14 protein-coding genes are annotated in these 14,911 nt (G+C 63.0%); 7 read left to right on the top strand and 7 right to left on the bottom strand.

Annotated features, from left to right (window positions below):
• The first annotated feature begins 167 nt into the window (after positions 1 to 167).
• On the top strand, positions 168 to 1,343 hold the full coding sequence (gene rnd, locus EV664_RS01620; protein ID WP_133494211.1) for a ribonuclease D: 1,176 nt from the start codon (positions 168 to 170) through the stop codon (positions 1,341 to 1,343).
• The gene (locus EV664_RS01625; RefSeq protein ID WP_133493937.1) at positions 1,340 to 1,657 is read left to right on the top strand and encodes an I78 family peptidase inhibitor; all 318 of its coding nucleotides are present in this window, start codon (positions 1,340 to 1,342) and stop codon (positions 1,655 to 1,657) included. Before rnd ends, EV664_RS01625 begins: the two co-directional genes overlap by 4 nt.
• A gap of 8 nt (positions 1,658 to 1,665) precedes the next feature.
• Here the strand turns inward: EV664_RS01625 and EV664_RS01630 are convergent, their stop codons facing one another.
• The 4 genes from EV664_RS01630 to EV664_RS01645 are packed head-to-tail and all read right to left on the bottom strand — an operon-like array spanning position 1,666 to position 7,246.
• Positions 1,666 to 3,162, bottom strand: coding sequence for a Ppx/GppA family phosphatase (locus EV664_RS01630; RefSeq protein ID WP_133494212.1), 1,497 nt, complete (start codon positions 3,160 to 3,162; stop codon positions 1,666 to 1,668).
• Positions 3,163 to 3,176: 14 nt separating this feature from the next.
• Entirely contained in the window at positions 3,177 to 5,360 is a 2,184-nt protein-coding gene (locus EV664_RS01635) for an RNA degradosome polyphosphate kinase (protein ID WP_133493938.1), read from the bottom strand.
• A 3-nt stretch (positions 5,361 to 5,363) separates the two neighbouring features.
• Positions 5,364 to 5,993, bottom strand: coding sequence for a P-loop NTPase family protein (locus tag EV664_RS01640; protein ID WP_133493939.1), 630 nt, complete (start codon positions 5,991 to 5,993; stop codon positions 5,364 to 5,366).
• Entirely contained in the window at positions 5,990 to 7,246 is a 1,257-nt protein-coding gene (locus EV664_RS01645; protein ID WP_133493940.1) for a heavy-metal-associated domain-containing protein, read from the bottom strand. The genes EV664_RS01640 and EV664_RS01645 overlap by 4 nt, the downstream gene beginning before the upstream one ends.
• Positions 7,247 to 7,310: 64 nt before the next feature.
• On the opposite strand from EV664_RS01645, the gene purM reads away from it, so the two are divergent.
• From purM to EV664_RS01665, 4 genes are read left to right on the top strand one after another with little or no spacing between them, the layout of a single operon-like run.
• Positions 7,311 to 8,417, top strand: a complete 1,107-nt coding sequence (gene purM / locus EV664_RS01650) for a phosphoribosylformylglycinamidine cyclo-ligase (RefSeq protein WP_133493941.1) — start codon at positions 7,311 to 7,313, stop codon at positions 8,415 to 8,417.
• Positions 8,407 to 8,979 (top strand): phosphoribosylglycinamide formyltransferase, encoded by a 573-nt coding sequence (gene purN / locus EV664_RS01655; RefSeq protein ID WP_229668029.1) that lies wholly within the window; start codon positions 8,407 to 8,409, stop codon positions 8,977 to 8,979. The genes purM and purN overlap by 11 nt, the downstream gene beginning before the upstream one ends.
• The gene (locus tag EV664_RS01660; RefSeq protein WP_133493942.1) at positions 8,976 to 9,353 is read left to right on the top strand and encodes an MmcQ/YjbR family DNA-binding protein; all 378 of its coding nucleotides are present in this window, start codon (positions 8,976 to 8,978) and stop codon (positions 9,351 to 9,353) included. Before purN ends, EV664_RS01660 begins: the two co-directional genes overlap by 4 nt.
• Positions 9,350 to 10,018, top strand: coding sequence for a hypothetical protein (locus EV664_RS01665; RefSeq protein ID WP_133493943.1), 669 nt, complete (start codon positions 9,350 to 9,352; stop codon positions 10,016 to 10,018). The genes EV664_RS01660 and EV664_RS01665 overlap by 4 nt, the downstream gene beginning before the upstream one ends.
• A gap of 27 nt (positions 10,019 to 10,045) precedes the next feature.
• Here EV664_RS01665 and ndk read toward each other — a convergent pair whose 3' ends face one another.
• The 3 genes from ndk to EV664_RS01680 all read right to left on the bottom strand — a co-directional run bounded on the left by ndk (position 10,046) and on the right by EV664_RS01680 (position 12,496).
• Positions 10,046 to 10,468 (bottom strand): nucleoside-diphosphate kinase, encoded by a 423-nt coding sequence (ndk, locus tag EV664_RS01670; protein WP_133493944.1) that lies wholly within the window; start codon positions 10,466 to 10,468, stop codon positions 10,046 to 10,048.
• An 87-nt stretch (positions 10,469 to 10,555) separates the two neighbouring features.
• Positions 10,556 to 10,996: a DNA polymerase III subunit chi gene (locus EV664_RS01675; protein ID WP_133493945.1), complete on the bottom strand. Its 441-nt coding sequence runs from the start codon at positions 10,994 to 10,996 to the stop codon at positions 10,556 to 10,558.
• 24 nt (positions 10,997 to 11,020) lie between these two features.
• Positions 11,021 to 12,496, bottom strand: coding sequence for a leucyl aminopeptidase (locus EV664_RS01680; RefSeq protein WP_133493946.1), 1,476 nt, complete (start codon positions 12,494 to 12,496; stop codon positions 11,021 to 11,023).
• 159 nt (positions 12,497 to 12,655) lie between these two features.
• Here EV664_RS01680 and EV664_RS01685 point away from each other — a divergent pair, with 159 nt between their 5' ends.
• Entirely contained in the window at positions 12,656 to 14,905 is a 2,250-nt protein-coding gene (locus EV664_RS01685; protein WP_133493947.1) for an LPS-assembly protein LptD, read from the top strand.
• Positions 14,906 to 14,911 lie beyond the last annotated feature (6 nt).

Here is a 14,911-nt window from a genome sequence, read left to right on the forward strand (position 1 = left end):
ATTCCTGTTTGCCGCGTGACGGGGCGAAAAAACCGTACTGCCCGTGTCCGTAAGGACAAGACAAATCCAGCCGGCGCCGAAGCCTGCGGTGCGTAAAAATCCGTGGCCGCGCGAAACCGCATCACACACCACTTTGTCAACCCGCACGGGGCGTATATGGGGGGATGATGCATATTCACGGTCTGATCGAGGACAGCGCTACCCTCGCAAATCTCTGCGCGCGATTTTCCAATGCCGACTTCATTACGGTCGACACGGAGTTCATGCGCGAAAACAGCTACTGGCCCGAGCTTTGCCTGATCCAGATAGCGGACGAAAACGAAGCTGCGGCGGTCGATCCGATGGCGCCGGGAATCGACCTTACCCCCCTGCTCGACCTGCTGACCGACAATCACGACGTGCTGAAGGTTTTTCACGCGGGCGGTCAGGATCTGGAGATCGTCTACAATCTCACCGGCAAGACGCCGCAACCTTTGTTCGATACGCAGGTCGCGGCAATGGCATTGGGTCAGGGCGAGCAGATCGGCTATTCGAATCTCGTCGATTCCTATCTCGGCATCACGGTGGACAAGGGCGCGCGCTTTACTGACTGGAGCCGCCGTCCACTTGATGAGCGGCAGATCACTTATGCGATCGCCGATGTCACGCACCTCGCCAAAATCTTTCCGATGATGCTGAAAAAGCTGAAAATTACCGGGCGCGGTGCTTGGCTGAACGAGGAAATGGAGCGGCTTGCCGATCCCGCCCATTATTTCAACGATCCCGATCTTGCGTGGAAACGCGTCCGCACGCCCAGCCGCAAGGCGGATGTTCTCGGGCGGTTGAAGGCACTGGCGCGCTGGCGCGAGAAAGAGGCGCAGAACAAGAATCTGCCGCGCGGGCGAATCGTCAAGGATGAGACGCTGGCCGACATCGCCGCGCATCCGCCGCGCAAACAGGGCGATCTCGCAAAGGTGCGCGGTCTATCTGCTGCATGGGCTTCGAACGATATCGGCGGGCGGTTGATGGATGCGATCGGCGCTGCAAAGCCGTTGCCCTCGGACGAAATGCCCTCGCGCGACGATCGCAAGCCCGCTTTGGGCAAGGAAGGAGCGCTGGTCGCCGATCTGCTCAAATTGCTGCTCAAGATCAGGGCGCGCGAGATCAACGTCGCTGCCCGTTTGCTCGCCCGGTCGGACGATCTGGAGGCGCTGGCGGCCGGACAGCGTGACGATCTCGCGATCCTGAAGGGGTGGCGGTTCGAACAGTTCGGGCGCGACGCGCTTGCGCTGGTCGAGGGTCAGCTGGGGTTCACCGTGCGGGGTGGTAAGCTGAAAATGACTCGCACGGAGGATGAAGAATGATCCGTAACACTTTGATCGCGCTTGCCCCTGCACTGTTTTGCGGTGCCTGTATGCAAAATACGGCTGACAAGGATGCCGCGATGCCCGAACCCGTTCCGCCGCTTGGCAAAAGCGCATGCAGTACCGAAGGGCTGGATTCGCTGACAGGGCAAAAGGGAACACCCGACCTCGCGGCAAAGGCGCTGCGGATGTCAGGCGCGAAGACCGTGCGCTGGCGCAAGCCCGGCATGGCAGTGACGATGGATTATCGCACCGACCGGCTGAATATCGATATTACGCGCGATAATATGGTAACCGGCTTCGCCTGCGGCTGATCGCGGCGCTACAGGCCGCTCAGCCGCGCCTCCCGGTTCATCGCGGCAGCGAGCGCCTTGTGGCGGCGCTCAACCGTATCGCTGTACAGATCGCGGTCGGCCTTCCCGATGTTGAGCGACAGCATGGTGTCGTCGCCGGCGAGCCGTGAGCGTTCCAGCGGTCCGGCAACACCGCCGCTCCAGCGCTGCCCGAGGCGGATCGCAAGACCCCATTTCTTCGCCCGTTCCAGATCGTCATCGGGCGCGAGCTGGACGAGCGGCTCGGGACTGCTCATCCCGCCGCCGAATGCAGTGAACAGCGCCTGGGCGAGCAGCGCCCTGCCCCATCCGTCAATCGCCACCCAATTGCCGTGCAGCGCGACCTCAAGCCCGCGCTCGGCGCGAAATTCGGGATTGGCACGCCACCCGACATCGGCGAGCAGGCAAGCGGCATGGCGCAGGCGAAGATAGCGATCCTGCTCTTCCCCGAACAGCGGCGCGATCCAGTCGTGCAGCAGGTCGCCATGATCGGGAAAGCGCCCCAGGGTCCGTGCCTCTTCATGCGCCATGACGAGCAGCGGATCGCGATCGCGCTCTTCCGGATCGAGGCCCTGATGGAACAGGCCCTCGCGCAATCCGAACGCCGATACCAGCACTTCGTCGATCCTGAGCTGGTCCATCAGTACGGAGAGCAGCGCGCCTGCCTCGCTCAGCGTCGCGATACGGCCGCTCGACAGATTGGGAATATCGCGCAGCCGCCCTTTGGAGATATGCGCGATCGTCCGGCGAAGCCGCTCGATCGCGTCGCGGTCCATGCGATAGCCATGGATGACGGGAAGCGGATATTGATTGAGGTGCATGTCGAGCCGGGCGAGCGCGCGCCAGGAACCGCCGACCATATAAAGCGGCCGCCCTGCCCCGGCATGTTTCCAGCCCGCATCGCCGATCATCTTGGAGACGCGCTTTTCGAGCGTCCGCTTGCCTTTGGCACGCAGTTTGCCGATGCGCAGCACGCCGAGTGGAAACGATGCGCGTTCATGCACTTCGCCGTCATGCACGCGGGCCAGTTCAAGGCTGCCGCCGCCCAGATCGCCGACAATGCCGTCGGCATCGGGGATGGCGGCAAGCACGCCATGCCCGGCAGCAACCGCCTCATCTTCTCCCGACAGCAGCTCGACCTTCAGCCCCAGCGCCTTTGCGATATCGAGAAATTCGCCGCCGTTTTCGGCGTCGCGCACCGCCGCCGTCGCCACGCAGCGCAGGTCATCGACCTCCATCTCCCGGCAAAGCGCCGCGAACCGGGCAAGCGCCGGTCGTGCCAGCGCCATCGATTCATCCGAAATCCGGCCGTTCTCGGCAAGACCGCGCCCCAGCCCCGCCAGCACCTTTTCATTGTACATGATCGTGGGGATACGCGTCGGACCGGCATAGACGACCAGCCGGATCGAATTGGAGCCGATATCGATAATTGCGCCGCGCGTTCGCACCGCCGCATGATGGCGGCGCTGCCTGCGAACGGGAAGCATTGCGGTCTGGGCGGTCACGCTTCGCTCTCGCGATTCGATACACGGCGACGGCGCAGCGACAGTTTCTTCGGCATCGATTCGCCGCTCTCCAGTGCCGCGCCGCGCCCCGATAGCGATGGGTTGGTCATGAAATAGCGGTGCAGGTTGAACGGCCGTGAACCCTTTTCGAAGCGGACATAGCGACCGTCAGGATGCAGTTCCCAGCTTTGTTCGGTATCTATCAGATTAGCGACCATCACCTGATCGAGGATCTGGTCGTGCACCGTGGGATTGGTGATCGGCAGCATATATTCGACGCGGCGATCGAAATTGCGCGGCATCCAGTCGGCCGAGGAAATGAAAAGCTTCGCCCCGTCATTGGGCAGCGTCTTGCCATTAGCGAAGGCCCAGATCCGACTGTGCTCCAGAAAGCGGCCGACACAGGATTTGACATGAATATTGTCCGACAGGCCCGGCACGCCGGGGCGAAGGCAACAAATGCCGCGCACGATCAGATCGACCTCAACCCCGGCGTTGCTCGCTTCATAGAGCTTCTCGATCATCGCAGGATCGACCAGCGAATTCATCTTCGCCCAGATTGCGGCCGGTTTGCCCGACCGGGCATGGGAAATTTCCTGATCAACAAGTTCGGTCAGTCTGGGCCGGATGTCGCGCGGCGAAATATCCATGCATTCCAGATCGCCGGGTTCGACATAGCCGGTAATGTAATTGAAAATCCGGCTGGCATCGCGGCCGATCGCCGGATCGGCGGTGAAGAAGCTTAGATCCGTGTAAATCCTCGCCGTGACGGGGTGATAATTGCCGGTACCGAAGTGACAATAGGTCCGAAAACCCGTGCCTTCGCGGCGAACGACCATCGATACCTTGGCATGCGTCTTCCAGTCGATAAAGCCGTACACGACCTGCACTCCGGCGCGCTCCAGCGCATTGGCCCAGAGCAGATTCTGCTCCTCATCGAACCGCGCTTTCAGCTCGACCACCGCCGTCACTGATTTTCCCGCTTCAGCCGCAGCGATCAGCGCCTGAATGACGGCCGACTGCTTACCCGCGCGGTACAGCGTCTGCTTGATCGCCACGACATCGGGGTCCTGCGCCGCCTGTTTCAGAAAGGCGAGCACCACGTCGAAGGTTTCATACGGGTGGTGGACGACAATATCCTTCGCCCGGATCGCCGCGAAGCAATCGCCGCCATATTCGCGGATCCGCTCGGGAAAGCGCGGGCTGAACGGCGTGAATTTCAGATCGGGCCGGTCTTCATCGACCAGCGCGGCGAGATCGCCCATGGCGAGAAAACCGCCGGTTTCGATCATCAGCGCGTCGATTCCGCCCAGTTCCTCTTTCAGCACCGATTCGAGCTCGTCGCTCATATCGGTTTCGACCTCCAGACGGATGACTCGCCCGCGCCGCCGTCTTTTGATCGCACTGCGGAAATAGAGGACCAGATCCTCTGCCTCTTCCTCGATCTCGATATCGCTGTCGCGCAGGATTCGGAACGCAGCGGCCGATTCGACGCGGTAGCCGGGGAAAAGCTGGTCGGAAAACCGTTTGATGAGCGTTTCCACCGCGACATAGCGTGCCCGCTCACCGATCAGGCGAACGAAACGCGGTGTGCTCGCGGGGAGCAGCACAAGCTCGCGTACATCCACCCCGTCCGATTCGCGCTTCAGATCCAGTATGACGCTGAGGCCGCCATTCGGGATGAAAGGAAAGGGATGCGCCGGATCGAGCGCCTGCGGGGTCAGGATAGGGAAGATGCATTCGCGAAAATGCGCTTCCAGCGCCGCAAGCGCTTCGCCCTCAAGCGTGGCGGGATCGAGCACATCGATCCCCGCATCGGCGAGCTCGCCATGAATATCGCGCCACACCGCCTGCTGATCGTCCACCAGCTCGCTGGTGGTCTCGGCAATCGCGGCGAGCTGCTGTGTCGGGGTCAGGCCGTCCGCCGAGCGTTGCTCGACATTCTGCAGCTGCTGGCCTTTCAGTCCGGCGACGCGCACCATGAAGAATTCGTCGAGATTGGATGCGGAGATCGACAGGAAGCGCAGCCGTTCGAGCAAGGGATGCGCGCGATTGCACGCTTCCTCCAGCACCCGCCGGTTGAAGGACAGCCAGGAAAGTTCGCGGTTGAAAAACCGGCTTTCGCTGCCGCCTTCGACTTGCGGGGTCGTATCGTTCGCGACGGAAGGCTGGCTGCTCATCGTTCAATCGGTTCCTTGTTCCTGTGCGTTCCCGTCACGAACGCGCGACGACAACATGGTCCGCACGCGCTGGACAGTCAGTCGCCTGCCCCGGCCTCCGCGCAATCCCTCCTCGATAGTGTCCACGATTGACAATAACGCTACATAGCTGCGTTCGGTTCGCGCCGACAGCCATTGGATGACATCCGGCCCGGCGACGATCTCCCGCCGGGCGAACCAGAATTCGAAGAGATCGGCGATCAGGCCGTCGTCGGGCGGGGCGATCGTCAGGATCGGCGATGCCGCAAGGCGCGAGCGCAGATCGGGAAGGCCGACTTCCCATTCGGGCGGCGCGCTGTCGGCGATCATCAGTAAGGGGACATGTCCCGCCTGCGCTTCGTTCCAGGCGTGGAACAGGTTGGTTTCATCTGCCTGCTGCGCATTGTCGATCACCCTGCCCCCGGTTCGCGCGGCAAAGACGCGGGCGAGCCTGCTGCGTCCCGATTTGCGCGGTCCGGTCAGGATCGCCGCCTGCACCGGCCATGCGGCGTGATGGTCAAGCATCTGGACGGCATGGGCATTCGCCTCACCGACCAGAAAGATATCCGCGCTCGAATCGGCGGGCCAGTCGAGCGGCAGCTCGAGCTGGCTCATCCCGCGCTATTGTCCGCCGCCGGTGTTTCACCGCCGCCGCCCGATCGCCGGATACGCAGCGTCGTGCCCGCCTGCTGCACCTGATAGCCGCGCGCCTGCAACGCGGCGGCAAGGCCCGCAGGGGTACCGTCATAGGTAACCCGCATCACCGACACACCGCCGAGCGCAAGGCTGCTGGTCGCTGCCGAGCGCACGCCGGGAACCGCACGCAGCGCGGTTTCGCCGCTGGTCACCGCACCCGCAGAAGGCGTGTCGAACTGAATGCTGATCGTGGTGGTCGCGGCCGAGGGCGTATCGCCCGGCAGCGGCTGGATCACCGTATCCGATTCGCTATCGGGGGCCGCGTCTTCCTCAGGTGCCTGCGGCAGCGGCGGCCTGTTCGCAAGCCCGTCATCGCCGCTAAGCGTCCCGTTGGCGAGCGCCTGTTCATAAATCGAATTAAGCCGCTGTACGCCCGCGTTGAGCAACGCAGGAAGGCCATCCGCGCTGTCGACCTTCAGGCTGAAGCGCGAAATTTCGAGATTGTCGGGGCCGTGACGCGCCACGAACGTCGCCACGATCGGACCGCCCGGCCATTGGCGCTGCAACCGCACCTCGGGCATCAACACGTCGCGCGCGCCATATTGGTCGAGCGTGGAGCGCCACCAGTTGCGCCCGCGCCGATCGGCCTGCCCGGCATTGAGCAACAGCGGATCGGGACCGGTGCCGCCGACCCGGACATAGTCGATCGAACTGCTGCCCGTCCGGAACCGGTCCCATGCTTCGTCCCACGGCGTTTTGCGCTCCAGCGCGGTGGCCGTGCCGCCCGACCATTCGATCGGAATCACCAGCATCGGTGCCGAGCGAGTCACGCGCTGCGCAACGCCCAGCATCGCCCCTGCCCGGTCGCGCCGGAACAGCACGCCCAGCCGCGCGATATAGCGATCGGGACCGATCTCCTCATGCTCGATCACGATTCCGGCAACGACATCGTTCAGCGTCGAATCGGGCAACGATCCGCCTTTGCCGGTCAGCCGCCGCGACAATTTGTCCCAGCCCAGACGCTGCGCGATTTTCCAGCCGTCTTCGCGCGCCTGTTCGGCGGCCTTTGCGCGGACATCGACATCGATCCCCGTCACCTCGAACGTACCGGTATCGGTAAGCGGTGCGTTGATTTGAATCCCGCCCGACTGGGCCGTGGCGAGATGCGCGATGCCGCCGATACCCGCAGCGAGTGCGGCAAGCGAGAGGATGGAGAGCGGACGCCTGATCATTTCCGCGCCCTTTTGGCGAACCGGGCGTGGAAATCCAAGCGCGATCTGTTTAGCAGATGCTTCCATGAGCAATGATGAGACGGGCAGAGCGCCCTATACCTATGCCCAGGCGGGCGTTTCGATCGAGGCCGGAAACGCGCTGGTGCGCGCCATCGGCCCGCTTGCCCGGGCAACGCGCAGGCCCGGGGCCGATGCCGATCTGGGCGGTTTCGGGGGTATTTTCGATCTGAAAGCAGCCGGGTTCACCGATCCGCTGCTGGTCGCCGCGAATGACGGGGTCGGCACCAAGCTGAAGCTCGCGATCGAGAGCGGACGGCATGAAGGGGTCGGCGTCGATCTGGTCGCGATGTGCGCCAACGATCTGATCGTTCAGGGTGCCGAGCCACTGTTCTTCCTCGATTATTATGCGAGCGGAAAGCTCGACAATGCGGTTGCCGAGCGCGTCATCGCCTCGATTGCCGAGGGCTGCAGACAGGCGGGCTGTGCGCTGATCGGCGGCGAGACGGCGGAAATGCCGGGCATGTATTCGGACGGCGATTACGACCTTGCCGGTTTCTGTGTCGGGGCGGTGGAGCGCGGTAATCTGCTCGACCGGACCAAAGTGAAGCCGGGCGATGCGATTCTCGGCCTGGCATCGTCGGGCGTCCATTCGAACGGCTTTTCGCTGGTCCGCCGCCTTGCCGCCGACAAGGGCTGGAAACTCGACCGGCCCGCTCTGTTCGATCAGGACGTGATTCTGATCGACGCGCTGATGGCACCGACGCGGATTTATGTGAAAAGCCTGTTGCCGCTGCTCAACGCCGGAAAAATTCACGGCCTCGCGCATATCACCGGCGGCGGTCTGCTTGAAAATATCCCGCGCGTGCTGCCGGATGACTGCCATGCAGAGGTCGACGCGGACAGCTGGGCGCAGCCGGGGCTGATGGCGTTTCTTCAGGCACAGGGAAATATCGAGCCCGAGGAAATGGCCCGGACGTTCAACTGCGGCATCGGCATGGCGGTGTTCGTATCCGCTGATGAAGCGGAGACTGTAACGGCTGCGCTGCAAGCCGCGGGCGAATCGGTTTCGCGAATCGGTCAGGTAGAGAGCGGTACGCGCGGGTGCACCGTTTCGGGCAGCGCGGGCATCTGGAGCGCGCGCAACGACTGGTCGGCAAGCCATGCAGGATAAGCGCCGCGTCGGCATCCTGATCTCCGGGCGCGGATCGAATATGGCAGCTTTGGTCGAAGCCTCGCGCGGCGACGACTGCCCCTATGAAGTCGCTTTGGTGGCGAGCGACCGGCCGCAGGCACCCGGACTGATCTGGGCCGCCGACGCGGGAATCGCGACTTTCGCCCAATCGCCGAAGGGCATGGCGAAGGCGGAGTATGAGGCGAAGATCGACGCAGCGCTTCGCGATGCGGGAGTCGAGGTGATCGCGCTTGCCGGCTATATGCGCCTGCTTTCGGATGATTTCGTTGCGCGCTGGCGCGGGCGGATCATCAATATCCATCCCTCGCTATTGCCCAGATATAAGGGCCTCGACACGCATCAGCGAGCGCTGGCGGCCGGGGACGCAGTGGCCGGATGCTCGGTCCATATCGTTACCGAAGAGCTGGACGGCGGCGATGTGCTCGGTCAGGCAGAGGTCGCGATCCTCCCCGACGACACGCCGGAAAGCCTTGCCGGGCGCGTATTGATCGAGGAACATCGGCTATACCCGAAGATATTGGCGGAGTTCGTGAAGCGATGACACCCAAGGCGCAGGCAATGCTGGAAAAACTTCGTCCGCTCTGCCTTGCGCTGCCCGAGGCGTGCGAAAAACTGTCGCACGGCATGCCTGCCTTCCATATCGAGAACGGCAGGATGTTCGCCTATCTCAGCCATGACCATCATGACGATGGCCGGATCGCAGTGCTGGTCAAAACGAGCGGCGAGGATGAGCAGGCCATGTTGATCGAGGCGGAGCCCGATCTGTATTACAAGCCGCCCTATCTCGGACCGTCGGGCTGGGTCGGCATGCGCGTGGACCGCGACGATAGCGACTGGGACGGGGTGGCCGATCGAATCGCCATCAGCTGGGAAATGGTTGCGCCGCGCCGCTTGCTGGAGGCGGGCGGTCGATGAGCGATCCCGATCCGGTCGACCCGCCGACGCCCGCGCGCAGCGAAAGCGAGGCGCGCAGCCGCCGCTGCTGGCTGACGCTGGCCGAAGTGCTCGGCATCCTGGCGTTGGTGATTTCAGCCGCGACGCTGTGGAACAATGTTGCGATGCGCAAGAGCCAGGAAGCGGCGCGCGTTGCGGAGGAAGCGAAACAGGCGCTGCAAAACCGCGAGGCAGCGCATGAGGCGGCGCTCGTCTCGCTGGTCGGCGAACCCAAACATGGCGGGAGCGTTCTGACCCTCACCGATCAGGCCGGGCATAGCATTCAGAGCGCGGATATCCGCTTTCCGCCCGCAATTGGCGTAGCGACCAAGCAAACGCTGATCGATCCGCAAATCGATGCCGACTGGTTCGCGAACCAATTGCTCGACATGACCGATGGCGGGCCGGATGCGGTGCAGGGGCGCGTGCCGGTCGAGATTTCCGCCCGCTACTGGTCGGGCGATCAGCAGCGTACCGACCGGGCGATCTATGATGTGGTGTTCACCACCGAGGGGCGGATATTCGCCGGGCGCAAATTGCGGTTGAAAGGCGTCGTGCTTCGCCGCCGGGTGTCGGGCGATGCAGGCGCCACGCTCGATTCCCTGTGGAAAACCGAACGCAAACGCCTGCAATCGCTAAAGAAATAATCCCCGCCGCGCGCAGCGGCGATCCGATCAGCCGACGATTTCTTCGGGCTTGAAGAAGAATGCGATTTCGGTCGCCGCATTTTCTTCCGAATCCGAACCATGGACCGAATTGGCTTCGATCGATTCGGCATAGGTCTTGCGGATCGTGCCTTCGGCGGCATTTTCCGGGTTGGTGGCGCCCATCACTTCGCGGTTGCGCGAAACGGCGTCTTCGCCTTCCAGAACCTGTACGACGACAGGGCCGGAAATCATGAACGCGACCAGGTCCTGAAAGAAGGGGCGTTCTTTATGAACGGCGTAAAAGCCTTCGGCCTGTTCGCGGGTCATGTGGATGCGCTTGGAAGCGACGACGCGAAGGCCCGCTTCTTCCAGCATCTTGGTGACGCCGCCGGTAAGGTTGCGACGCGTGGCGTCGGGCTTGATGATCGAAAAGGTCCGGGTCACGGCCATGGCCGGTCTCGCTCCTGTAGCTGAATTGACGTGGAAAAGTGGCGCTGCACTAATCGGGCAGCGGGAAGGATGCAAGCTGCCTGTCGGTCACGCCGCCTGTTCCCATCCGCCGCTATCGCTCTGGCGCCAATAGCGCCGCTCGACGCCTTCGTGCGTGGCGAGGGCCTTCCATGATTCGCGCGCCGCGCCGATCGTGTCCGAATCGAAGAAGTGAAATGCCCGTTCGAAGGCCAGCGCTTCCTCGCGCCACACCCCGTCGGCGATGGCGATATGGGTCGCGCCGTTCGCTGCTTCGGCATGTTCGCCGATCAGGATCGGCTGGCGCGTATCATCCCCGCCTCCTGCCAGCATATGCGGCAGAAAGCTCTCCGGAGCATAGCTCCAGAGCATTTTGTCGAGCGCGTCGCGCCGCGCGGCATCGCCCGCGACGATCAGGAGACGCGCCCCGCTCTGCAGCACTTTCTCCGCGATCCGCGGCAGCACCCGGTCAACGGGGCTGAGCGTCAGATGGTAGAAATCCACCTTCATTCCGGTTCAGCCCCGTGGCTCGAATCAGGATTCGAAATTATCGGCGACGAACCGGTCGAGCAGGCGGACGCCATAGCCGGTCGCCCCCTTCTCATAATTCGGCCCCGCCTTATCGGCCCATGCCATGCCTGCAATGTCGATATGCGCCCAGCGAACACCGTCTTCGATAAAGCGCTGAAGGAACTGCGCTGCGGTGATCGACCCCGCCGCGCGCGGGCCGACATTCTTCATGTCAGCGATCGGCGAATCGATCAGCTTGTTATAGGCATCGCCCATCGGCATCCGCCAAACCGCGTCGCCCGAAGCGAGCCCCGCCGCGGTCAGTTCCTGCGCCAGCGAATCGCTGTTGGTGAACAGCCCCGCCTGTTCATGGCCCAGGCTGACGATCATCGCGCCGGTCAGCGTGGCGAGATCGATGATGGTCTTCGGCTTCAGGTTGCGCTGGACCCAGCACAGCGCGTCGCACAGCACCAGACGCCCCTCGGCATCGGTGTTGATGACCTCGATCGTCTGACCCGACATGGACGTGACGATATCGCCCGGACGCTGCGCATTGCCGTCGGGCATATTTTCAACGAGGCCGCACACGCCGACGATATTCGCCTTCGCCTTGCGCAGCGCGAGCGCCTTCATCGCGCCGATGACCGCGCCTGCGCCGCCCATGTCCCATTTCATGTCTTCCATGCCCGCGCCGGGCTTCAGCGAGATGCCGCCCGTATCGAAGGTCACGCCCTTGCCAACAAAAGCCAGATCGGGATCGCCCACGCCCTTGCCGTTCCAGCGCATCACCAGCAGCCGTGCCTCACGCGCCGAACCCTGGCTGACGCCGAGCAGCGCGTTCATGCCCAGCTCGCGCATTTCATCCTCGTTCAGCACGGTCAGCTCGATGCCGATCGATTCGAGCTTGCGGGCATGTTCGACAAAGCTTTCAGGATAGAGCTTGTTCGCTGGTTCGGATACCAGCATGCGGGTCAGCTCCATTCCTTTCGTCACCGCATCGAATTCGCCCCATGCCGCTTCGGTGCCGTCGGGCGCGGCGACGATCGTGACGGTTTCGAGCGTCGGCTTCGACCGCTCGCTCTGCGTCGTGCGATACACATCATAGCGCCACGATTTCTGCGCCGCCCCGGCGGCGAATCGCGCAGTCGCTTTCGCGGCGGGCGAGGCAGAAAGCGCGCTGAAATCGACCGTGAGCGATGTGACGCCCGACGCGAGGAACCGTGAGACAATCGCCCCGCCTGCGCGTTCGCAATCGGGTTCGTTCGCGCCGCCGATGCCGACCAGAACGATGCGGCGCAACGTGCCGTCCACCGATGCGAAAACCTCGCTCATCGTTCCCGCTTCGCCTTCGAACCGGTTGGCGGCAGCGGCGTCGCGCACCAGCGAGCCGATATCGGCAGCGAGCCCGGCCGGTTGCAGCCGGTCGAGCGCGTTTTTCTCGACCGGCAGCACAATGACTTCGGCATCGGCGGGGCGTCCGGCGGCAAACTCGATATTCATGCGGATGGATTTCCTCTTGGCTGATTTGCTCTTGTTGCGTCCATGTAGGGATAAAGCAGCGCATCGGCAAAGCCGTCTGCGCATTGCCCTTCCCCGCTACCGATGCGATAGGGCGCGTTCGTCGCCATCGCGCGGGTTCGGGGAGTGAGTTGGAAAATCGTGACGCGTAAGGCCTGCCTGCTATCCTGCGCGGTGCTGTTGCCCGTGCTTGGCGCAATCCCGGCGCATGCTCAGGATCTGGGCGAACGCCCGGCCGCACCGCCTGCGCCCGAAGCTTCCGCTGCACCGGCGACCGATGATCAGCAGATCGCGTTCAGCGCCGAAACGCTGGAATATGACAGCAAGAGCGAGATCGTGACCGCCTCGGGCGATGTCCATCTTTCGCGCGAGGGCAATCGCCTGCGCGCCGATAAGGTCGTGTGGAACCGCAAGACCGGGCAGGTCGTGGCGACCGGAAATATCGCCGCCACGAACCCGCAGGGCGATATCGCCTATGGCGACCAGATGGAGCTTACCGATGCGCTGAAAGGCGGCGCAATCGAGAATATGCTCGTGGTGCTGGATCAGGGCGGCCGTCTTGCCGCGCGCGACGGCAATCGCGACGAAAACGGCGTCATCACGGTCAACCACGCCGCCTATACGGGCTGTTCGGTGACCGATTCGGCCGGTTGTCCCAAAGAGCCCTCCTGGAAGATCACTGCCCGCAAAGTGGTGTATAATCCGCAGGAAAAGCGCATTCGCTATAGCGGCGCCACGCTGCAGCTGTTCGGCATGCCGGTGGTCCCGCTTCCCTCCTTTTCGCACCCCGTCGGCGGTGAGAGCGACAGCGGTCTGCTCGCGCCCTCGATCCGCTATGACCGGGTGAACGGTTTTGAAGCTGCCGTCCCGTATTTCATCAGCTTCGCGCCCGATCGCGACCTGACGATTACGCCGCATCTGTTCTCGGACGCGCTGCCGATGCTGCAGGCGGAATATCGCGAGCTGAACGATGACGGCGCGTTTCGGGTGACCGGCTATCTGACCTATAGCCGCCAGGCCGACGATCGGATCAGCGCCGATACGCAGGTTAGCAGCGACAACAAATTTCGCGGCTATATCGATGGTTCGGGCACCTATCAGTTTACGCCGAACTGGAGCGCAAGCGCTTCGATTCGGGTGGCCAGCGATCAGACCTTTCTTCGCCGCTACGATATTTCGCGCGTCGACCGGCTGCGCAACAATCTCCGAGTCGAGCGGATCGACCGGAACAGCTATTTCGCGATCAACGGATGGGCAGTTCAGACCCTGCGCCCGGACGAGCGTCAGGGATTGCAACCGATCGCCCTGCCGGAGATCGACTATCGACGCCGCATTTCCGGCGTCATCTCCGACGGCGTTCTCAATCTTCAGCTGAACAGCCTCGCGATCACCCGTACTGCCGGGCAGGATACGCAGCGCGCCTTTGCATCCGCCGAATGGGATTTGCGGCGGATCACCCCCTGGGGGCAGGAGGTCACGCTCACCGCCTATGCGCGCGGCGATATCTATCACACCTCTGATATCCTCGCGACCGACGTGGTCAGCTATCGCGGCAAGGACGGATTTCAGGGACGCGCTATCGCGGCAGTTGCGGTCGATGTGAAATGGCCCTTTGTCGGCACCTTTCTGTCGGGAACGCAGCGCCTGACCCCGCGCGTGCAGATGGTCGCCTCGCCGCCGATCCGCAATCTCGATATTCCCAACGAAGATGCACGCGCGGTGGACCTTGAGGATTCGAATCTTTTCGCGCTCAACCGCTTCCCGGGCTATGACCGGTTCGAGGATTCGACCCGCTTCACATACGGGTTTGACTGGGCGATCACGCTGCCCGGGCTGACGATCGACGCCACTGCCGGGCAAAGCTATCGCCTGTCGTCACAGGCAAGCATCCTGCCCGACGGAACCGGCTTTACCGACCGTTTTTCCGACTTCGTGGGACGAACCGAGATCCGCTATCGCGATTTCGTCGCGCTCACCCATCGCTATCGTCTCGACAAGGACAATCTGGCGATCCGGCGGAACGAGATCGATGCGACGATCGGGTCGCGTAAGACATATCTGCTGCTCGGCTATCTCCGCCTCAACCGTAACATCACCGCCGATCTGGAGGATTTGCGCGACCGGGAGGAGGCGCGTGTCGGCGGCCGCGTCGCCTTTGCGAAATTCTGGTCGGTGTACGGTTCGGCGACGATCGACCTTACCGATGCCCGCGAAGATCCGATCTCACGTTCGGACGGGTTCGAACCGGTTCGCCACCGGCTGGGCCTTGTCTATGAAGACGATTGCCTGAAACTTGGGGTCAGCTGGCGCCGCTATTATCAGGATACGGGTGACGCGCGGCGGGGAAACAGTTACCTCCTTACCCTTTCGTTAAAGAATCTTGGCCGCTAAGCCCGT

Origin of the sequence: Stakelama pacifica (assembly GCF_004361835.1) — a bacterium.
GTDB classification, from domain to species: domain Bacteria; phylum Pseudomonadota; class Alphaproteobacteria; order Sphingomonadales; family Sphingomonadaceae; genus Sphingomonas; species Sphingomonas pacifica.